General features: G+C 36.2%; 18 protein-coding genes and 1 pseudogene. 6 read left to right on the forward strand and 13 right to left on the reverse strand.

The window, feature by feature from the left end; all coding sequences use genetic code 11:
* The first annotated feature begins 92 nt into the window (after positions 1–92).
* Positions 93–1637, forward strand: a complete 1545-nt coding sequence (gene pruA / locus MWJ95_RS08765; RefSeq protein ID WP_249105062.1) for an L-glutamate gamma-semialdehyde dehydrogenase — start codon at positions 93–95, stop codon at positions 1635–1637.
* Positions 1638–1975: 338 nt separating this feature from the next.
* On the opposite strand, the gene MWJ95_RS08770 is transcribed toward pruA, so the two are convergent.
* Positions 1976–2422, reverse strand: coding sequence for a YfmQ family protein (locus tag MWJ95_RS08770; protein ID WP_249073728.1), 447 nt, complete (start codon positions 2420–2422; stop codon positions 1976–1978).
* Positions 2423–2594: 172 nt separating this feature from the next.
* Positions 2595–4025: a MocR-like pyridoxine biosynthesis transcription factor PdxR gene (pdxR, locus tag MWJ95_RS08775; RefSeq protein ID WP_249105064.1), complete on the reverse strand. Its 1431-nt coding sequence runs from the start codon at positions 4023–4025 to the stop codon at positions 2595–2597.
* A 579-nt stretch (positions 4026–4604) separates the two neighbouring features.
* On the opposite strand from pdxR, the gene MWJ95_RS08780 reads away from it, so the two are divergent.
* From MWJ95_RS08780 to MWJ95_RS08790, 3 genes and pseudogenes are all read left to right on the forward strand, one after another.
* Positions 4605–5213, forward strand: a complete 609-nt coding sequence (locus MWJ95_RS08780) for a transglutaminase-like domain-containing protein (RefSeq protein WP_249105065.1) — start codon at positions 4605–4607, stop codon at positions 5211–5213.
* A 102-nt stretch (positions 5214–5315) separates the two neighbouring features.
* Positions 5316–5515: pseudogene (locus MWJ95_RS08785) on the forward strand (hypothetical protein); the annotation flags it as partial.
* A 184-nt stretch (positions 5516–5699) separates the two neighbouring features.
* Positions 5700–6233, forward strand: coding sequence for a hypothetical protein (locus MWJ95_RS08790; protein WP_132358150.1), 534 nt, complete (start codon positions 5700–5702; stop codon positions 6231–6233).
* 188 nt (positions 6234–6421) lie between these two features.
* Here the strand turns inward: MWJ95_RS08790 and MWJ95_RS08795 are convergent, their stop codons facing one another.
* From MWJ95_RS08795 to MWJ95_RS08805, 3 genes are all read right to left on the reverse strand, one after another.
* Positions 6422–7213, reverse strand: coding sequence for a putative hydro-lyase (locus MWJ95_RS08795; protein WP_249073725.1), 792 nt, complete (start codon positions 7211–7213; stop codon positions 6422–6424).
* Positions 7214–7278: 65 nt separating this feature from the next.
* A complete protein-coding gene (locus tag MWJ95_RS08800; RefSeq protein WP_249074090.1) occupies positions 7279–8496 on the reverse strand; it encodes an NRAMP family divalent metal transporter in 1218 nt (405 codons plus the stop codon).
* Between the two features lie 40 nt (positions 8497–8536).
* Positions 8537–9301 carry a LamB/YcsF family protein gene (locus MWJ95_RS08805; RefSeq protein ID WP_249105067.1) on the reverse strand — a complete coding sequence of 255 codons (765 nt, stop codon included), beginning with the start codon at positions 9299–9301 and terminating at the stop codon, positions 8537–8539.
* A gap of 276 nt (positions 9302–9577) precedes the next feature.
* On the opposite strand from MWJ95_RS08805, the gene pxpB reads away from it, so the two are divergent.
* Positions 9578–10318 (forward strand): 5-oxoprolinase subunit PxpB, encoded by a 741-nt coding sequence (pxpB, locus tag MWJ95_RS08810; protein WP_249105069.1) that lies wholly within the window; start codon positions 9578–9580, stop codon positions 10316–10318.
* Entirely contained in the window at positions 10309–11298 is a 990-nt protein-coding gene (locus tag MWJ95_RS08815) for a 5-oxoprolinase subunit C family protein (RefSeq protein ID WP_249105072.1), read from the forward strand. Before pxpB ends, MWJ95_RS08815 begins: the two co-directional genes overlap by 10 nt.
* A 267-nt stretch (positions 11299–11565) precedes the next feature.
* On the opposite strand, the gene MWJ95_RS08820 is transcribed toward MWJ95_RS08815, so the two are convergent.
* The 8 genes from MWJ95_RS08820 to MWJ95_RS08855 all read right to left on the reverse strand — a co-directional run bounded on the left by MWJ95_RS08820 (position 11566) and on the right by MWJ95_RS08855 (position 22705).
* Positions 11566–12324: an IclR family transcriptional regulator gene (locus MWJ95_RS08820; protein ID WP_249073721.1), complete on the reverse strand. Its 759-nt coding sequence runs from the start codon at positions 12322–12324 to the stop codon at positions 11566–11568.
* A 194-nt stretch (positions 12325–12518) separates the two neighbouring features.
* Positions 12519–13790 carry an MFS transporter gene (locus MWJ95_RS08825; RefSeq protein WP_249073720.1) on the reverse strand — a complete coding sequence of 424 codons (1272 nt, stop codon included), beginning with the start codon at positions 13788–13790 and terminating at the stop codon, positions 12519–12521.
* 378 nt (positions 13791–14168) lie between these two features.
* The gene (gene ald, locus MWJ95_RS08830) at positions 14169–15314 is read right to left on the reverse strand and encodes an alanine dehydrogenase (protein ID WP_249105074.1); all 1146 of its coding nucleotides are present in this window, start codon (positions 15312–15314) and stop codon (positions 14169–14171) included.
* Between the two features lie 140 nt (positions 15315–15454).
* The gene (locus MWJ95_RS08835; protein WP_249105075.1) at positions 15455–16765 is read right to left on the reverse strand and encodes an aminotransferase family protein; all 1311 of its coding nucleotides are present in this window, start codon (positions 16763–16765) and stop codon (positions 15455–15457) included.
* 158 nt (positions 16766–16923) lie between these two features.
* Entirely contained in the window at positions 16924–18177 is a 1254-nt protein-coding gene (locus tag MWJ95_RS08840) for an ArgE/DapE family deacylase (protein ID WP_249073717.1), read from the reverse strand.
* Positions 18178–18249: 72 nt separating this feature from the next.
* Positions 18250–19638, reverse strand: a complete 1389-nt coding sequence (locus tag MWJ95_RS08845) for an APC family permease (protein ID WP_249073716.1) — start codon at positions 19636–19638, stop codon at positions 18250–18252.
* 13 nt (positions 19639–19651) lie between these two features.
* Positions 19652–20956, reverse strand: a complete 1305-nt coding sequence (locus MWJ95_RS08850; RefSeq protein ID WP_249074089.1) for an APC family permease — start codon at positions 20954–20956, stop codon at positions 19652–19654.
* A 114-nt stretch (positions 20957–21070) separates the two neighbouring features.
* Positions 21071–22705, reverse strand: coding sequence for an amidohydrolase (locus tag MWJ95_RS08855; RefSeq protein WP_249105077.1), 1635 nt, complete (start codon positions 22703–22705; stop codon positions 21071–21073).
* Between the last annotated feature and the right edge of the window lie 49 nt (positions 22706–22754).

The raw sequence follows: 22754 nt of genomic DNA on the forward strand, positions 1-22754 counted from the left end.
GATTAATGCCAAATTATATTGCATTATAGAATTAATAAAATTCTAAATAGTGCATAATCATTTTGCACTTATGCTCACAGGGGGAAATTATTTTGATTACATATAAACACGAACCATTCACAGATTTCTCGAAACAAGAAAACAAAGATGCATACGTAGCAGGCTTACAAACTGTTGAAGGCTATTTAGGTCAAGACTACCCGCTAATCATTGGTGGTCAACGCATCACAACAGAAGAGAAAATCATTTCGTACAATCCAGCGAAGAAAACAGAAGTGATTGGTCGCGTATCAAAAGCTACACGTGACTTAGCTGAAAAAGCAATGCAAGTGGCAGATGAAACATTCAAAACATGGAAAAAAGTAGATCCAGCGATTCGCGCAGACGTATTATTCAAAGCAGCAGCAATTATCCGTCGCCGAAAATTCGAATTCTCAGCTTTATTAACAAAAGAAGCAGGTAAACCATGGAATGAGGCAGATGCAGATACAGCAGAAGCAATCGACTTCATGGAATACTACGGTCGTCAAATGTTACGCATTAAAGATGGGCATCCAGTAGAAAGTCGCCCAGGTGAATATAACCGTTATGACTATATTCCATTAGGTGTAGGTATCGTTATCTCTCCTTGGAACTTCCCATTCGCAATAATGGCGGGTACAACAGTAGCAGCACTAGTTACAGGGAACACAGTTTTATTAAAACCAGCTTCTACAACACCCGTTGTAGCCTATAAGTTTATCGAAGTAATAGAAGAAGCAGGATTACCAGCAGGTGCAGTCAATTATGTACCAGGTAGCGGTACAGAAATCGGGGACTACTTAGTAGACCACCCACGTACACGCTTCATCAGCTTCACAGGTTCACGTGATGTTGGTTTACGTATTAACCAACGTGCTTCTGTATTAAACGATGGTCAAATTTGGATTAAACGTGTTATCGCTGAAATGGGTGGTAAAGATACTATCGTAGTTGATAAAGAAGCTGATCTTGAATTAGCTGCTCAATCCATTGTGAAATCAGCATTCGGCTTCTCTGGTCAAAAATGTTCTGCATGTTCTCGTGCTATTATCGTTGAAGATGTCTATGACACAGTTGTTAATCGTGTCATTGAGCTTACTAACACGTTAACAGTCGGTGACCCAACAGACCCAACAAACTTCATGGCAACGGTAATCGATGCAGCTGCATTCAACAAAATTACAGAGTACATTGAAATCGGAAAAAGCGAAGGTCGTCTTGTTGCAGGTGGTACGGCAGATGATTCAGTAGGTTACTTCGTCAACCCAACAGTATTTGCAGACGTAGACCCATCTGCACGCATTATGAAAGAGGAGATCTTTGGTCCAGTTGTAGCAATCAGCAAAGCAAAAGACTTCGACGAAGCAATTGCAATTGCAAACGATACAGAATACGGTTTAACGGGTGCAGTGATCACAAACAACCGCTTGAACTTAGAAAAAGCACGTGAAGACTTCCACGTTGGAAACCTTTACTTCAACCGTGGCTGTACAGGTGCAATTGTAGGTTACCAACCATTCGGTGGCTTCAATATGTCAGGTACAGATTCAAAAGCAGGTGGCCCTGACTACCTACAACTTCACATGCAAGCAAAAACAACTTCTGAGTTACTCTAAAACATAGAAATTTATAACTTAAATAAAGGCATGTTTAATTTATTGGAAAATGCTATTGAGATAGATTAATATAAACCCGAAGCGATACTAAAGCTTCGGGTTTTATATTAATAGTAGAAACAGGTAAAAAAACACTTGTAGCTGACGTTTTGCTTTCATACGAAAACATTTTTAACTGCCGTTTCACTAGCCATATCCCTGATTTTTTGGCCATAAAAAAATCATCCATTCAATTAAATTAGAGAATAATCCCTGCACTATTTTCACGTAATTTTTATGGTAATAAAAAAAGGGATTCTACGTCAGTGATGAATCCCTTTTTTTTGAAAACCTTCTATTCAATGGTTTGGATTTATAGTTAAAATGGAGAAATTTTGTAGATTTTCAGAACTAACACTATATGAAACAACCTTCTCCTTGTATTTCTTGACTACATCAACGTGATTGTCGTACCTAAAAACAAAGAAATCAACCTCTTTTTTGCCTCTTTTGACGTTCATGACAAATGGGGTAACATTAGTCTCTGGTTGTAAAAATAATTTTTCATTACCTGGAAATATATAGTGTTTTTTCAAAAAGGAAGCTTTATTAAAATAGTCTGTAAATCTAATTTTTTCATCCTCTTCTAAATTATCTCCATTAAATGTTACCGTAACATCTTTTGCATCAAGCTTTTTATGAAGTTCAAATTTACTTACCCCCCATGCCACAGCTATACTGGGAGGGCTCATTAACAATTTAATAATAGATCCAATCACTAGCGTAACAATCATACCCGTTGTCATATCTTATCATCTCTTTTCAGTAGGCTTTATAGATGATTTATCATCCACTCCCAATGATAAGGGATTTATATTTTTTATAACCATCCAATTCGATGTTTTTTTGACCATCCATTTATCTTCGGGATCACTATTTTAAAACATCGAACCTACCAAATTTTAGTCAACCGATTGTTTATAAACTATTAAGAGCTTCTGCAAACCTTTTGATTCCTTCATCTATTGAATCTTCATCTTCCTTGGCGAAAGTAAAACGAACAAAGCCATCTTTGGATCCAAGTGTAGAACCAGGAACATAAATGACGCCTCTTTTAATGGATTCTTCAAGCAATTGGGTTTCATTATAGTTTTTAAGTATTTTACACCATATATGAATACCACCTTGAGGAATAGAATATTCCACTAAATCTTTTAAATAAGCATCTAGGCTTTTTACAATTTTATCTCTCCTTTTTTGTAATTCCTTCATTAAACTTTTTATATGAATATGAAAATTTTCTGATTCTAAAAAATCATTCGCTATCCATTGTGTATAGCTAGAATGACCGAAGTCGATTTGTTGTTTTGCATCGGATAATCTTTCAATCACCGATGTTGGGCCTATAATCCACCCTATTCTTAATCCAGATGCAACAATTTTGGACAAAGAACTAATGTATAAGACGTTGCCATTCCTATCCATTGATTTAAGGGTAGCGATTTTTTCTCCTGAAAAAGCAGTTAAACTATAAGGATCATCTTCTACTATTGGAATTCCAAGCTTTGAGGATATATCTAAAATCGCTTCTTTTTTCTTTTTATTCAATAAGGAACCCGTTGGATTTTGAAAATATGGATTTAAAAAAATCATTTTAATTCGATGTTTTTTATATAATGACTGCAAATCTTCTGGGTTTATGCCACCCTTATCAACAGGAAGGTAATGCACTTGTATACCCACCGATTTGAAAATTGGAAGATTATAATTGTAAGAAGGATCTTCTATTGCTATTGCATCTCCAGGCTTTAACAAACATTGTACAATTAAATGTAATGCTTGTTGCGCTCCTGATGTTATCAGTATTGAAGAAGGATTAGATTCGATTCCCCGACTTTTTTTTACGTGTTTTGCAATGGTAGTTCTAAAGATTTCATTCCCCTGCGGGTGATCATATCCTAGGCTTCCAATAAAAGAACGTGTTGACGTTATCTCGCTTAAAAACCTTTTTGGGAAAAGTTCTTCTGACAATTCACCGGAAGCTAAATTTATTAATTTATGTTCAACTGCTTCTTTTCTTATTTTTTGCGTGACAGGTTGACTAGGTAAAAAAGAACCCGCCTCAATATACCTATTCCAGCTAGGAATCCGTTTTTTTGTTAAACCCCATATATCCTTACTAATGGTAGTACCACTTCCTCTATTTCTTTCAATTAGCCCCATTGATTCTAATTCGTCATATGCATTCACGACAGTACTTCTGTTTACATTTAGAGCACTAGCTAAATATCTCTCTGATGGCAATGGTTTATCAGGTGGAAATGTACCATCTGCAATTCCCTTTTCAATATATTCTGCGAGTTGTTTATAGATAGCTTTTTTCGCATGTCTATCAGGCTTCCAATCCATAAATACACACCTCATTATTTCCTTCAAACTTACGCGCTTTCTTCTTTTAGCAATGTTATTCCTGATAAAAAATTATATATTAATATTATTTCATTTGTAATTAACCATCCACTTCATTGTTATTTTAGCCATCCACTAAAAAAAACAATCCTCATTTTCTATTTTATAACCAATGTTACAATGTGCGTGAATTAAACCCCCATTTCATAAACTACATTCCTCTACTATTCTATTGATGAACTATCATCAAGGAAGTTCTAGTGTGATGAATACATACAAAAAGGCTAGATGCTCCGTGCCGTTAAATCATCTCGTTTTTCTTCATGCTTTCTAAGCAGTAATATCCATTAAACTTGTCACGACACGTATTTCTTTACCCCCAAGATCTTGAATCGAACGACACTGCGGCGTTTTTTTGTGGTATTCCCCAAGTAAGTCCTTTTTTATTAAGGCTGTTTTCTTAAAGATCGTTGCTATTCAACAAAGGTTAGTAGAAAAAAATATATACGAACCATCTCACTTTATCGTATATTAATACTTAACGATTAATAAAAATTCAATCGAGAGGGTTGGTGGTTTATGGGGTTTGTATTTGAATCTGAAAATTTAGGGGATTATTTACTTGAGTTAGATGTGGTTGATTATTCAAATTCAATAATTAAAGAAAAAATTGAAGAACTATTTAACTCTACTCAAACAGAAATTGAAAAAGCAAAAATTGCTTTTGAATTTGTTCGTGATGAAATATCACATTCTTGGGATATTCAAAGAAAAAAAGTTACTTGTCACGCATCAGATGTATTGAAGTATAAACAAGGTATTTGCTATGCAAAATCAAATCTTTTGGCAGCACTATTACGTTCGCAAGGAATTCCAACAGGTTTTTGTTATCAGCGTTTAATGTTGTTTGATACCCCAGAAAAAGGATATTCGATTCACGCTTTGAATGCTGTTTATTTTCAGTCTTATAAGAAGTGGATACGATTAGATGCTCGTGGAAACAAAACTGGTGTTAATGCTCAATTTTCATTAGATGAAGAAAAATTAGCTTTTTCAATTAATAAGGAACTTAACGAAGAGGATTATTCTATTATTTTTGCAAAACCAAACCATAAAACCATTGCTGTATTAAAAGAGCATACCGATGCATTGGAAATGTATAAACATTATTTACCTGAAAATATATAGTTATTTTAGTTTAAGAATGATTTACTAAAGACCAAGTTCATCTACAAAATGTGTAGAATGGACTGGTCTTAATGCATTTGCAGGAGGCGTTCAATAATATGTAAAGGATGGATGGAACGATTTCAGGGCGTTGGTACGTATTATTTGGATAGTACTGGTATCGTTGGCTTGAGTTACATAAAAACTTGGCATTTGAAAATCGGGTAGAGCAAATGCTTATTTTAACTTGTCAAAAATCTAACTATTTCACAATTGAAGCAATAAGAAAAGGCAAAGAGCACCATTTATCAGATGCTTTTTAAGCGGATTCAGTAGTTTACTGTTATTCAATTAGCGAAGAAAAAGAGGTTTTCACTGAATTAATATGGTAAATTTGATAAAAGGTGGAATTATTTTATTGTTTCTCCTTATAATATAATATACAATATTTAAGCGTGTGTTTTTATACTACTAGATTTTTTGTAAGTAAAAGTGTGGGGTGGTTAATTGAATTTTATTACTTGGTCAATTATTGCAGCAGAAATTGGTTTTTGGATTGTTATAATACTCGGTCTAACTTTACGTTATGTATATAACTTTAAAAAAATGGGATCGTTCTTTTTACTTCTAACACCCGTGATTGATTTGTTTCTGTTAATCGTAACTGCTATAGATCTATTAAAGGGTGGAAATGCAACTACGTCTCACGCAATTGCTGCTATCTATTTAGGTGTGTCGATTGCTTTTGGAAAGAGTATCGTTCGTTGGGCTGATGAAAGGTTCTTATACTACATAAAAAAAGAGGGAACAAAACCTGAAAAAAAGACTGGTTTCGCATATGCTCGTAATTCTTTGAAAGGGTCTTTTCAGCATTTATTCGCATATATCATCGGAGCAGGATTTTTATTAATATTGATATACTTAGTAAATGATGCGGACCGTAGCTCTAAACTTTTTGAAACACTAAAAGTATGGTCTTTAGTACTGGGAATTGATTTTATCATATCTATTTCATATTTCATTTGGCCACGAGGAAAATAGTTATTTTACATAGAAGTAAGTAAAATATTTTAAAAATAATGAATGTTTTTTCTTCAATCACGAAATATCAAACCGAAAAGACAGATTTATCCTACACACATTTTGTAGATTAAATCTGTCTCTAACAGCAACAATCTTTGAGAAAACAGCCTTTATGAAGAAAATTAATAAATGTCTCCGAACATACCTTAAAGTATACTCAAGCTTGTTTCCTTTATATCAGTGATTAGCATATGCCCCGGTGCATGGGTAATTACAATAGAAGGTTTACTTTCCATTGCTACTGCCTGAGGGGTTACGCCACAAGCCCAAAATACAGGTACTTCCCCTGACTTAATGGACACGGCATCACCGAAATCTGGTTTTGAAATATCCGTAATCCCTATTTGTTCTGGATGACCAATATGAATGGGTGCACCGTGTACATTTGGAAAGCGCGAAGTAATTTGGATGGCACGAATCGCATCCTCTGGTGTCATAGGGCGCATACTGACAACAGTTGGTCCTTTAAACACACCTGCCTTTTCACAAGCGATATTTGTTTTATACATTGGTACATTACAGTTTTCTTGAATATGTCTTATTGGAATACCTGCTTCAAGAAGAGGTGTTTCAAATGTGAAGCTACACCCTATTAAAAAGCCTACCATATCCTCTTCCCAATAATCTGTAATATCTAATACTTCTTCCGTTAAAATACCATCCCGATAAATACGATATTTCGGAATGTCCTTGCGAATATCTGCATTTTTAGCAATTTTTGAAGGTATAAATGATCCAGGTTCAGTCACGTCTAATAATGGGCATGGCTTTGGATTTCGCTGACAAAATAGGAGAAAATCAAAGGCGTGCTCCTTCTTCAAAATTACTAAATTTGCTTGTGTAAACCCAATCGACATGCCAGAAGTTGGTCCAGAAATTTCTTGATTGCGAATACGTTGACGGATTTCATTCGGCTCTAAAGTACTATATGTTGTCATCATCCATTCACTCCTTAGAAATTAACCATCCATGAAAAGTTGCTCATGGATGGCTGGTTATTAGATTAACTAAAAATTTTTGGAATTTGTTCAATTAATGTAATGATGCTGAGATATCCCATAAGAACAACTACAATGGCTCCCGTTACAGTTAACCAACGAGGATGCTTATATGTACCAACAATTTCTTTTTTGTGTGCAGCAACTAATATAATGCCAAGTGCTAATGGTAAAATCAGTGCATTTAATGCACCTACCAAAATTAACACATTAACAGGCTTCCCAACCAAGGCAAAGGTTGTTGTTGAAATGACGATAAAGGCTATAATCACCCAATTATGATATTTCTCAATGCTAGGGTGGAATGTACGAATAAATGAAACGGATGTATAAGCTGCACCTACAACAGAAGTAATCGCTGCAGCCCACATAATCATACCAAACATGCGATAACCAATATTACCCGCAGCTAGTTGGAAAACAGAGGCAGGGGGATTGGCAGGATCAATGACTAAACCTTTTGAAACAACGCCAAGCACCGCTAAAAATAAAGCAATACGCATTACGCCAGTGATCAAAATCCCTGTCACAGAGCTTTTTGTTACTTCGGGCAAAGATTCTTGCCCTTTAATACCAGCATCCAAAAGGCGGTGACCACCAGCAAAAGTAATGTAACCTCCAACCGATCCACCAACCAAAGTTACAATCGCAAACCAGCTAATTTCTTTAGGCCAAACGGTATTCACAATCGCTTCTCCTACAGGTGGTGACGTTTTAAAAGCAACGAATAACATGAGTAAAATCATGACACCGCCAGCAATTTGCGCAACCTTGTCCATTGCCTTTCCTGCTTCTTTATAGATAAATATAAAAATAGCAAAAAGTGCACTTAATATGGCACCCATAATTGGTTCTACTCCAAGCATTGCATTTAACCCTAATCCAGCTCCAGCAACGTTCCCAATATTAAATGCTAAACCTCCTATAACAATCATAATTGCAAGGAGAACACCTAATCCAGGTAACACCTTATTGGCAATTTCTTGCCCTCGCAAGCCAGAAACAGCAATGATTCGCCAAACGTTTACCTGTGCGACAATATCTAGAATTAATGAAATTAAAATGACAAATCCAAAACTAGCCGCTAATTGCTGTGTAAATACTGTCGTTTGTGTTAAAAAACCCGGTCCGATAGATGAGGTAGCCATTAAAAAGGCTGCTCCTATTAACACACTTTTACTTGCTGTTTTCTTAACAAAGGCACCTTTTTTCTCTTGCTCGATTGCTGCTTCACTAACTTCCTTTTCTTTTGCTACCATTGGCTTACCCCTCCTTGATTGCACGAACTGATATTTGTTGCTCTGCTAATCTTGAATGAATATATTTTGCAAACTCTACAGCATGTTCCCCGTCCCCATGAATACAAATAGTATTTGCCCGTAATGGGAGATCAATTTTCTGTTGGGACAGCACACTTCCCTCTTTCACCATTCTCACAACCTGACTCACTGCCTGTTCCTTATCGGTAATCAATGCATCCGGTTGTTTACGAGATGTTAAAGAACCATCCTTCTGATAGGTACGATCTGCAAACACTTCATGGGCTGTTTGAAGCCCTACTTTTTCTCCAGCTTTTGTTAATTCACTACCTGAGAGACCAAATAACACAAGTGAAGGTGACATATCATAAATAGCTTGTGCGATTGCCTCAGCAATCGCTGGATTTTTAGCAGCCATATTATAAAGTGCTCCATGTGGCTTAACATGCTGCATGGTTTCATTGTAGGTCGTTAGAAAACCTTGCAATGCTCCAACTTGATAAATAACCATATCATAAGCTTCCTGTGGTGTGATGTTCATCTCACGTCGTCCAAAGCCATTTAAATCCGGTAATCCTGGATGTGCCCCGATCTTCACACCATTGGCAATGGCTAACTTAACTGTCTCTCGCATGACTGTTGGGTCTCCAGCATGGAATCCACAAGCAATATTAGCAGAGGTTACATATTGTAAGATTTCTTCTTGCTCTCCAAGTCGATAACGACCAAAACTTTCCCCTAAATCACAGTTTAAATCAACTCGAAACATCTTCTTCCCCCATTTTCTTCTAACTAAAGTAGTTATACTGAATACATTTACCAACATTTGTACCGATATTCGGAACTTAAGTTTTGAAATTTAAAAAAATATTAACATATTTTATTGTCACTGAAAAGTGTGAATTTAAAATTTTGAGAAAGAATATTTTTTTAAAAATTTTCATTTAAATCAAACTTGTTTTCGTTTATTGTTGAAATATAATATTAAATAATCCGTTATTTAAAACTTGCATACCGAATTACGAAACTTCAGGAGATGGTTTTTATGATGAATTTAAAAGAGAATGTACAGATAAGACCTTTGAGTGATTCTGCACTAGTCATACATGTAGGTGAAGGAATCAGTGAGGCAATTCATTACAAAGTGAAATATATATTAAATGTATTAGAGAGAAATCCATTTGAAGGATTCATCGAGGCTGTGCCTGCCTATAATAATGTGACAGTTTATTACAATCCTATTGAAGTATACTTTTCAAATGTAGAAAAAGGAGGCGAAATGCCTTACGAAAAGGTGAAAGCAACAATTCTTTCTTTACTGAACCAATCTCATATAGTTGAAACAACGAAGGCGCGTGTCGTAAAAATCCCTGTAGTATATGGTGGCGAAATGGGACCAGATCTAGAATTTGTAGCCTCCTATCATGGGATAACACCTAATGAAGTCATTAAAATTCACTCTTCTGTTGAATATCTTGTTTACATGATAGGCTTTGCTCCAGGTTTTCCGTTTATGGGCGGAATGGACAGACAAATAGCAACACCTCGTAAAGAAACTCCACGGTTATCGATTACTCCGGGATCTGTTGGAATTGCGGGAAATCAAACAGGGATTTACCCATTAGAAACTCCAGGTGGATGGCAAATCATCGGCCGAACACCTTCACGTTTGTTTCAACCTGAACTATCTCCTCCAACCTTATTACAACCGGGTGATCGAATTCAGTTTGTACCAATTTCGTTGGAAGAATATAAGAGCGAATGGGAGATGGAAACATGGGCATAAAAGTACTACAGCCAGGTGTGCTGGCAACTATTCAAGACCTAGGAAGATATGGACTACAAAAGTTTGGTGTTATCGTCGGAGGAGCAATGGATTCAATGTCCTTGCGAATTGCGAATTTACTTGTTGGCAATTCGGAAGGAGAAGGCGCTCTTGAGGTGACACTTTATGGAACAACCCTTTTATTTGAAACGGATGAACTGATCGCAATTACAGGTGGTAATTTACAACCTACAATAGACGGCAAAGAAGCCCCAATGTGGCGACCACTTTTCATTCAAAAAGGCTCTGTTTTAAAATTTAATACTGCGATTAGTGGTTGCCGAGCTTACGTATCGTTTAGTGGGGGCATTCAAGTGCCCAATGTGATGGGCAGTAAAAGCACCTATTTACGTGCTGGAATTGGAGGATTTCAAGGAAGAAAATTGCTGAAGAATGATGTCTTTGAATTAGATAGACGATCAGCGTTAGGAGAGGATCTTTTTAAACAATTAAAAAAAGAACCGACACATCTTTCTTGGTCAGCTGATTACACATCCTTTGTTGCATTTAAAAAAACGCAAACAATCCGCTTCATAAGAGGCTCTGAATATCAGCATTTCGATGAAGAGAGTTTAAAAAAATTCCTGTCAACACCTTACACCATCACTACACACGCAGATCGAATGGGCTATCGATTAGAAGGAGAGGCTATTCAGTTAAAAGAGCCATTTGAATTATTATCCGAAGGGGTTACATTTGGAACGATTCAAGTCCCCCCCAATGGGCAACCTATTATTTTAATGGCAGATCGTCAAACAACTGGTGGATATCCTAAAATAGGTCAAGTCATTTCTGCTGATTTACCCTCATTAGCACAAATGCAAGCAAATGGTCGCGTCCATTTTAAAGAGGTCACTCTTGAAGAAGCTCAATTAGCATTAATACGTCAAGAAAAAAAACGGCATGAATTAGCATTTGGGCTCCGTTTAAAAAGGTTGTAGCATATTTAGATAAAAATATTTCCTAAAAATTAGGCTTTTCATCAAACCGTGTGGTTGATTTCCGTTCCGACTGGGCGCTTTGTTGCTGTCGCTTCGCTTTCGCACAGAGCAGAGCTTCCTGGGGGCGTCCAGTCTCCACTACAATCAACTAAAATACCGTGCATATATTTTTAAAAATGTCATCCACAACTTTTGGTGATGATCCATAAATTATCAACTCCAACGCAAAATGGGTAATCTCAAATGACTTTTGAGACTACCCATTTTTTAAAGCTGTTCATACCCCAATTGTTTAGAAATCTCTGCGGTAGCTTTCTTTAGTTTCTCGACGAAGATTTCAACGTTTTTTCCTTGATAATTGGTTTCTAATCCCGCAATACTCATTGCTGCAACAACTTCTCCTTTATGATCGTAAATCGGTGCTGCAACAGCAGATGTATAATTTTCTAATTCTGAATGGCTGATTGTATAACCAAGTTCTCTAGCCTGCACAATCGTTTCAAAAAGTCTTTCCTTTTCTGTAATCGTCCCCATTGCAAATGATTTAAGTTCTACTGAATCGAGATATTCCTTTATGTCTGCATCCGGTAAAAAGGATAATATAGCACGCGGGCATGCCCCTGCATAAAGAGGACTTTTTCTACCAATTGCTGTGTAGAGTCGAACTTTTTGCTTCGTATCTATTTTCTCGATATAAACAGCATCATCACCATCACGAACGATTAAATTAATGGCTTCTTTTACATCATTATGTAACGCATTCATAATTGGATCAGCGATTTTCCGCACATCTAGGCGTGTTGATACTAGATGTCCAAATTTAAGGAAGAGAATACCTAACCTATATTTTGTATCCGTTCCCTTTTCTAAAAATTCCATTTCCTCAAAAGATTTCAACATGCGGAAAGCGGTGGTTTTAGGGATTCCTGATAACTCAATGACTTCTTGAAATGACAGTTCAGTATGATCGATAAATAAATTTAAAATATCCATTGAACGGACGACCGTTTTATTATTATTTGTCAATTTAAGTTTTCTCCCCCTTCTATACAAGGTTTAATCTAATCATAATTTTTCTTTTCTTCATTACTAATTATACCTAACATCTTACTATTTTGATATACCTTGTAAATCAGGTAGTAAAAACAGGAGCAGAGAATGGTGGCTTTCCTTCCATACTCTTTACCCCTGCTTTTATTGTTATTCTTATTTCGATTCCCTCATGCGGATATTCTTTTTTGTCCTACTCTCTGACGTTTTTCCTTCAATAACATCACGCCAATCAAACCAACGATGGAGAAAATAACCGGCGTGATGAAACCATAGTAATATCCATCAAATAGATTTCCTGAAGTTGATTGAAAATGATCCAATATATAGCCAAAAATGATGGGTAGCAATACAGCACTTAAAAAGCCGCCCGTATTGGCAATCCCTGAAACAATTCCAGATTCTTTCAGATTAAAAGATTGACGTACAGCTGCAAAGGTTAATGCACTTGCCCCATATCCAAAGCCAATGATAAAGAAAATAATTATTAGAAAGACAAAGGAAGGATGCCCATTACATAAAAGGAAAGAAATCCACCCTAATAGAACAATGATTTGAACAACAATATACGGTCTTTTAATTGTTTCAAGCCGACTTGAAATCCAACTAGCTAGAGGTGCTCCAATCAGTGCCCCGATAAGACCAATCATAATCAGCTGGCTGGCATCTGAACGCGTCATTTCATACATATCCATCCCGTATGGAACTGCCCACGAACTGATAAACCCTACATAACCGCCGACTACCCCAAAATGGCAAAAGAATAGAGCCCATGCTTGCGGATTTGAAAATATTCTTCGTAGTAAAACAGATGTTTTTTCACGTTGCACTTCTGCTACATCCGCTACTGGTTCATCTCCCAAAATTTGTTTTGGTTTTTTTACAAGTACAACATAAAGGAGAATGCCACATAAACATAATAGTAGTCCTACTGAGAAAAATGTTACCCTCCATCCAAATAAGAGTATCCATGTGGAGAAAGGTACTGTCGCCAATAAGAAACCAAGACTTCCTGTCATGCCCGCTAGGCCAATTAATCGAACAAATTCTTTTGGTTGAAACCATTGGGCCAAAATTAACACCATGTTAACCCATATGGTTGCATCCCCAACCCCAGTTAGTATTCTGGCAAAAAACAGGACGAATTCATGTGTACCAAAACTATAAATAATTGTACCTAAACCTGTAAGAGAAGCCCCGATAATTAGGAAAAAATTTGGCCCAAATCGATCCGCTAAAATCCCCATCGGAATTTGCAAACTCGTGTAGACAAAAAATTGAATACTCGTCAATAACCCAATCGTTGATGCTGTTACATTAAAATCTCGCATCAACTGGTCTGTAATCAGTCCTGGGGCGGTTCGTTGACTCGCCATTAATAAATAAGTAAATAATACAGAAACAAATACAACCCATCTATATCTGCTATTTTGTTTGTCCAATGATTTCTACTCCTATTAGTTTTTACTTTATATATATGAATTACCGGTAACGTTAAAAACCTGCTTTTAAAAGTAGTTTTATGATTGGAATTTGGCTGAACATGCTTTTAGTTCTCAATGTTCAATATAAAGCTTACATTCTTTTTGAAGTTGAACACGTCTCCCTACACTTTTATTAACCTACTTTTTTTGGAACTACAATACCCATGCCATCGGAGAAGTACTTATTGTTGAATGAATTTGCAAATTATAGTTTTATAAAGAACTACAATCTGCAGGCATTCATGTTAAATAGAAAAGAAGGTGAAAGCTTGGTAGATTACGTTCTCTACCAAATTTCACCTTCTTTTCATTTCAAATAACATTATTTCTCTTATTCTATTTAACTGCTAACGCCGAAGTTGTTTCTGCTGCTAATTCTACTTGTAGATCCGTATATGGTAATCCATGTGCATCAGCTACCGCTTTATATACTATTTTTCCATTTACTACGTTTATCCCCTTCGCTAAAACAGGATTATCTAAAGCAGCTTGGCGATAGCCTTTATTAGCTATTTGCAAACCGTATGGAACAGTTACATTTGACAAGCCCATTGTTGAAGTACGCGCACAAGCACCTGGCATATTCGCAACTGCGTAATGCACAACACCGTATACTTCATAAGTAGGATTACTATGAGTAGTAATTCGATCAATTGTCTCAATAGAACCCCCTTGATCTACCGCTACATCCACTACAACAGAACCCTTTTGCATCGTTTGAATCATTTCTTTTGAAACTAATTGTGGTGCACGTGAACCTGGAATGAGCACAGCACCAATTAACAAATCAGCTGTTTTCACTGCTTCAGCGATATTGTAGGTATTTGATGCAAGTGTACGAACACGTCCTTGGAACATATCATCTATTTGACTTAAGCGTGTAATATTAACGTCTAAAATTGTTACGTTTGCACCTAATCCTACTGCCATTTTCGCAGCATTCGTCCCGACAACTCCAGCACCTACAATCACTACATTTCCAGGTGCAACACCAGGAATACCACCTAAAAGAACTCCTTTTCCCCCTTTGGAATTTTCTAAAAACTGTGCACCAATTTGTACAGACATTCGGCCTGCAACTTCACTCATTGGCGTTAACAACGGTAAGGCACCTGAATCTAATTGAATTGTTTCATAAGCAATTCCAGTAACTTTACTTTCAAGCAAAGCTTTCGTTAATTCTGGCTCTGGAGCTAAATGTAGGTATGTGTAGAGAATTAAATTCTCTTTAAAATATTTGTACTCCTCCTGAATCGGCTCCTTCACTTTAATCACCATATCAACATCCCAAACTTCCTTAGTCGATTTAGTAATTTGAGCGCCTACATCTAAATAATCTTGGTCTGTAAATCCACTACCTAGCCCTGCACTCGATTCAATTATTACTTCATGACCACCTTTTTTGTAAGCCACAACACCCGCTGGAGTAATTCCTACTCGATTTTCATTATTTTTTATTTCTTTAGGTACACCAATTATCATTATATTTCCTCCTACCTATTTTTTTAGTTTTGATTTATAACTACAAGTTTCACTTCTGTCATTTCCTCAATTGCATACTTCAGCCATTCTCTTCCCATATCACTTTAATTTCCCCTCATTAAATTACCTCACCTTTCGTATTACAACTTATTTACCAATACCTGATTCTCTACTTCTTGAATCGCCTTTTCTAGAATATCTAATAAATCTCTTAACTCCTTTTGGCTTATTGATAATGGTGGTGAAAATACAACAATATCTTGAGCATCTAGTACAACAGAGCGACATATTAATCCCAACTTTGCTGCCTCTGTCACTATTTGCGGAGCCAGGAGTCTTCCTTCATAAGAGATCTCTATACCTGCCATTAAACCTAATCCTCTTACATCAACAATAAATGGATACTTCGCTTGTAATACTTTTAACCCTGCTAATAGCTCTTGACCACGAATTTCTGCATTTGCTACTAAATTATCTTTCTCTATAATTTCAATATTTTTCAGTCCAACTGCACAGGCCATTGGATGACCACTATACGTGTATCCATGCAATATAGTTCCTTCTGATAACTCAGAAAATTCTTGGTGTATTTTCTCTGAGATCATTACACCACCTAATTGTGCATATCCACTAGTAACACCTTTTGCAAAGCACATCATATCCGGTACCACATTAAAATGTTCCATCGCAAAGAACTTACCCGTCCTACCAAATCCTGTGATAACTTCATCAGTTATCATCAAAATACCATACTCATTGCAAATTTCACGAATTTCTTTGAAATAATTTTCCGGTGCAACATGCACCCCACCTGCACCTTGTACTGGCTCGGTGATGAAAGCAGCTATTGTTTCTGGACCTTCAGATTCAATCAAATCACGTAAAGCCTGAATGGAGAAATGATCTACGAATAGAAAATCTGGTGCATTAGAATTTGTAAAATCACGAAATCCTTTTAAACCCGTCGCACTTGTAGCACCGATTGCCACCCCGTGATAAGATCTCGATCTTGAGATAATTTTTTTTCGAGAAGTTTCCCCTTTTAATATCCAATAATGACGAGCCAATTTATAGGCGCTATCATTGGATTCTGAACCACCGGACGTAAAAAATGTAGTATTTAAATCACCTGGTGCTAATTCTGCTAACTTTTTTGCTAATAGAATAGCAGGCTCATTACTAAACGTTGCAAAACAAGAACTGAAGGCTAATTTATCCATTTGTTCCTTCGCTACTTCACCAAGTTCTGTTCTACCATGTCCGATATTCACATTCCAAAGTGAAGACATACCATCAATAACTTTTTTACCTGTAATATCATACAGATAAACACCTTTTCCTTCTGTAAAAATAAATGCCGGACCGTTTTCTGTCTTTACTGGTGAAGTAGGGTGTAGAAAATGCTTTTGGTCTAACACTTTAAGTTCTTCAACAGAATAATTTCTTTTCATAAAAATACATCCTCTCTTTTAAATGTTTTTAAATAATAAGCTTGCCAACTATTAAAATGTGATTTACTTACATTTCGGAAATGAATTATTTTAATTTTCAATTAATTCAGAATACAAGAATTGTTTCATCGATTTAATTGATAAGAGAGAAACGTTGATTAACTCTCGCTCCACTTAATAATATAATTTGCCAAAACATTAGTTACTTCTACTACGCTATCTAAATGAACACATTCATCTGGTCCATGCATATTTTCTCCAATTGGCCCAAAGCACAATCCTTGTTTTCCGTAATACTGAGTAAATCGTGCATCATTTCCTCCAGCTCTTCCAACCATTATTATTTTATGTCCCATAACATCTTCTGCATTTTCGATGAATAATTTTACAAAAGGGTTCTCAGGATCTTGGTACCATGGCTCTGTTGACCATCCAAACCACTCTATAACAGGTGGATTTTTATCCATCCACTCATCGCCTAAGACAGAGTTCATAATCGTGTCTTGTACTAGTTGCTTAATTTCTTCGCGAGTTTCCCCTGGGATAAAACCAATTCTTCCTTCGAGGATCGCTTCCCCTGGAACTGTCGATACCCAGTCCCCAGCTTTTAGTACACCTAAATTTAAGTGAACGGACTGTCCAGACCCCTTTTCAAATAAATCAAACTTAACATTTTTAGCACGCCATTCACTTAATTCATCTAGCGCACTAAGGATTTTCATCATTTTTGAAATAGCATTGATGCCTTCATGCGCTAAACCAGCATGCGCTGTTCTTCCCTTTACGTACACTCGAAAATACATAATCCCCCCATGACTTATTGTCATATTCAAATTATGTGGCTCTGTCGAAATGTACCCATCTGTTACGAAGCCTTCCTCCAAACATGCTAAAGCTCCGCCTCCACCACCAGCTTCTTCTTCTATTACTGAATGTAGCTGAACATCTCCAGCAATTGGATAACCTAAATCAATTAATGTTTTCAATGCGAACCAATTTGAAATAAGTCCTGCTTTCATATCGGCAGAGCCTCGACCGTATAACTTGTTTCCAATAATATCTCCACTCCATGGGTCCATCGTCCAGTTTGAATAAGGTTCTGGAGAAACAACATCTACATGCCCATGAATCGTTAATGATTTACCATTGGAGACACCTTTATGTATTCCAATAATATTTTTTCGGTCTTCAAACGGAATACCTGAATCAATAAACGCTTCATGAGCTGAAACCTTCTCATATTTTGGTTCAATCTCATGCAAAATCAAGTTAAGTTCTTCATATTTTTTTTTCATGTATAATTGCATCTCTTGTTCATTACCAACAACGCTTTTTATACGTACGACATCTTGAATTGTTTTAAATAATTCTTCTTTATTTTCTTCTATATAAAGTCGAATTTTTTCTTTCAAAGCAATCACTCCTTTATTTACTTCTTGTGTCATTAAAAAGAGGAAGATTATCGATTCTCATCCTCTATATAGTTAATTCAAGACTTTAATCTTATCTTCATTAAAAATCTCTTTATCTAATGACTCCAAGTCATCAATAGAGTCCATGCTTCCAAGTTCTTTTTTAAAGAATCTTGTTATAAACAGCATGTAAATGGTTCCGATTATAAGCCAAACGATTCCACCTATAAATGCATCAACGTGTAAATGATACCAAAGAACTCCAGTAGCTAATGCTCCTAAAGAGGGCATAATTAAGTACTTAAAGGTTTCACTGCCTGATCTCCTTTTTTCACGAATATAGAAATGAACAATAACAGATAGATTAACGAATGTGAATGCAATTAATGCCCCAAAGTTAATGACTGAAGCAATTAATTCTAAATTTGGTCCTATTGCAAATAATGATACGATTCCCGTCAAAACAATCGTAAAAACAGGCGTTCTAAATTTAGGGTGTAAGTATCCGAAAGTTTTTTTAGGAAGTACACCATTTCTGCCCATAACAAATAGCAAACGAGATGCACTTGCATGAGATGCAAGTCCTGAAGCTACAGTAGCAGCGAAAGCTCCAGCAATGAAAAGTAGTTGGAATAGCTTCCCGCCTACATATAAACCAATTTCCGGCAATGTATCATCTACATTTTCGAACACAGAAACATCCGGGAATAATGCTTGTGTAAAATAAGAAGCAATAAAGAAAATACCCCCACCGATTAAAACAGTTAGTAGGATTGCTCTAGGAACTGTTGATGTATCCTTTGCTTCTTCCGTATACATTGTTATTGCGTCGAAACCGATAAACGAGAAAGCTACTACTGTTGCCCCAGTTAAAACGGCCATTAATTTCACATTTTCATGTGATAGTGGATGAATCGTGAATAATGTACCATTTCCCATACCGTGATAAAGTTGTACAGAAGCAAGTATTATGAAGATACTTATTAAACAAATCGTGAAAACAACGAGTATAAAGTTTAAGCTGGATGTTGATTCCATACTATAAGCATTAATTGCAGTAACTACAATGACATAAGCAAAAACCCAAATCCAAACAGGTACATTCGGAAACAGAGATTCCATATATATTCGAATAATTAATGCATTAACTAAAGGTAATAATAAATAATCTAATAACGATGCCCAACCTACGAGGAATCCTAGGTGAGACCCCATTGTTTCCCGGGTGTATGTATATGCTGAACCAGCAGCCGGGAATACCTGTACCATCTTTCCATAACTAATCGCTGTCAATACCATTACTAACAAGGCGACAAAATACGCCATTGGTACTACACCATTTGTTAATTTTGATACAATTCCAAACGTATCAAAGATCACTGTAGGCGTCATATATCCTAATCCCAGTGCAACAATTGACCAAACACCTAATGACCTTTTGAGCGTAGTGTTATCTGTCATTCATCCATCCCCTTTACATATTTTTAGCTGTTTCATTAAACTGCGACGAATCAATCTGATCTGGATTGAGCACTGGTGGTTTATGCTTAAGACCTTTTGTCATAAATAATAAATAAATAACACCAATTCCTAACCAAACACTACCAAGAGCAATCGAATAAACGTCTAGGTTGAAAAGCAAACAAGTTGTAAGTACTGCTCCGATTAATGGAAAAATCAAATAGAAGATAATCCCCTTTAAGGAGCGTTCTTTTCGCTTACCGAAATATAAAAAAACAACGGATAGATTCACAGCAGTAAATGCAAGTAGGGCGCCAAAATTAATGAAAGACGCGACAATGGTTAGACTTAAAAACAATGCAGATAATGATAAAAGACCAATTAATAAAATATTGTTAACCGGGGTTCTCGTTCTTTTATTTATTTTCCCAAAAAATTTTTTAGGTAATTGTCCATCTCTTCCCATTGCGTATAATACACGTGCAGCACTTGCTTGAGATGCGGACGCGGAACCAAATACAACCACTGCAGTTTTTGCTAGGAATGCTGCTTGTAAGGCATTCCCGCCTACTAGGAAAACAATTTCATAGGAAGCAGAATCAGCATCTTTAAAACTCGTATAATCTGGCCAAACATTATGTGCAAAATAAGATACGATTACAAAACATAATCCACCAATTATTGTTACTAAAGATATTGCACGTGGTATGTTTTTCTCCGGATTTTTTACTTCTTCTGAAAAAGTAGAAACTGCATCAAAACCGAGGAAAGAGAAACATAGTAGTGCAGCACCAGCAACTATATACTTAAATGACTCCTCGGTATTAATAAAGGGATCAAGGTTAAATAAAATGCCAGTCCCGGTTCCAGTTACTATTGATTTAACTGATAAAATGCAAAAGACAGCTATAAATAATACCGATAAGCCTATTACTATCATGTTGATATTTGCGCTTAACTTTACACCTTTAACATTTACAAATGTCACAAGAACTATTAATGTAAGTATCCAAACATATTGTGGAACTTCAGGTATAGCAGCTGAGAAGAAAATACCAAATAGTAAAAAGTTAACCATTGGGATCAAGAGATAGTCCATTAAAATTGCCCATCCCACTAAGAAACCAACATGAGAATTAATAGCTTTTTGCGCATAGGTATAGGCAGATCCCGCAATGGGGTACGCTTTTGCCATTTGACCATAACTATGAGCCGTAAACATCATCACAATTAATGCAAGTACATACGATCCAGCGACCATACCATGAGATATTTTAGAGGCTATACCGTATGTGCTAAACACTGTAGTTAAAGCCATAAAGGCCATCCCAGTAACAACAACAGACGTTAAAGAAAGTGATCTAGACAAATTAACTGGATGTTTTATTTTTCTCACTCCTCGAATAGTAATAAAAAATTCTCGGTAAAATGATCAATTAACTAAAATAGTAGGATGGTAGACTGATTCACGATAAACAACTTCGCCATCCATAATTGTTAACAAAACTTTCGTTTGCAAAATTTCTTTATTTTCTACTTCAAAGAGGTTTTTATCTAATACAATAATATCTGCTAATTTTCCAACTTCTAATGTACCCAAATCTTTTTCTCTGAATGTGCTGTATGCTGAACCTTTTGTATACGCTTTCAACGCTTCTGCGAGTGTTATCTGCTCTTGACTATTCCACTCATAATCACCAGTAAAGTCTAATCTCGTAATCGCATGGAAAATTTCTTTAAAAGGATCTAATGTTGTTATTGGATAGTCTGTACCAAAAGCAATATAGTCGACTGCGTCGTATAACGTTTTACATAAATACGTATAAGGGTCTTTTTCTTTACCGACACGCAATGTATGACTTTCTTTTGGCATCAATGCTAGATGAGAAGGCTGTACAGATGGAACAACCCCCAATTCTTTAAATCTCTTAATATCTGTCGGATGAATCACTTCAATATGCTCTAGCGCATGTCGTGAATCTCTCACACCATTATCCATCCTTGCTGCTTCAAATATATCTAGAGCAAGCCTAACTGCGCCATCACCAATTGTATGGAAGCGAATTTGAAATCCTTCTTTGTCCGCTTTTGTCACCCAGTTTTTGATCGTTTCTACAGGAAAAGCAGTACTCCCACGTGTTATAGGTTTGTCTAAGTAAGGATCTAACATGTATGCGGTATGTCCAGTTACAACGCCATCAATAAACTGCTTAAGTCCTGCAAGCTGTAATTTTTCGGAATTGTACTTTTCACGCAAGCTTATCGCTCTATCTATATCATCATTTAACTCAGGGTAAAGATGAATTCGAGTCGTAAGTTTTCCAGCTTCATCATATGCCTTATACATATCGAAACTATTTAACTTATCAAAACTACTTGCAAACAAATCATTTACTGATGTAATGCCTAATTGAGCTGATTTTTTTAAGAACTCTTCAAACAATTCTTCTTTCCGTTTATCCGGAAATGCAAGAGCAATATCCACAACTAAATTCATTGCTGTTTCAAGAAGAATTCCTGTCATTTCATTATTTTCATCTTTTTGGATCGTACCATTAGGAGGGTCTTCAGTTTCATTTGTAACCCTAGCATTTTCAAGTGCTAAACTATTAACCCACGCATAATGACCTTCTGCGTGGAAAAGAATAATTGGGCGGTTAGGAATTACTTTGTCTAAAGAAAAACGTGTCGGCAAGCATTTCTCTTCCCAATTTGTATGATCCCATCCATAGCCTATAATCCATTCATCAGCATGCACGTTTTCCGAGAATTGCTTTACTAAACTAGCAACTTCTTCTTCCGAATGAGCATCCGATAAATTGATACTTGCATGCGAGAAAAGACTACCAAACATCAGATGAAGGTGCGCATCATGAAATCCTGGCATAATGAGTTGGTTGCCATAATGATATTCCTTCGTGTCTAAACCTATAAATGGTTTTATTTCCTCCATCGAACCTACCGCAATAATTTTGTTACCTTTAATTGCAATAGCAGCTGGCTTTGCTTCATTTTCTAAACCTGTAAATACTGCTTCACTCGAAATAACTTTATCAGCGATAACCATTGATAACTCCTCTCTTTACCTAAGATTTACCTCTAATGGAACACTTATA

Source organism: Lysinibacillus sp. Bpr_S20, from assembly GCF_023337835.1.
Classification (GTDB): domain Bacteria; phylum Bacillota; class Bacilli; order Bacillales_A; family Planococcaceae; genus Lysinibacillus.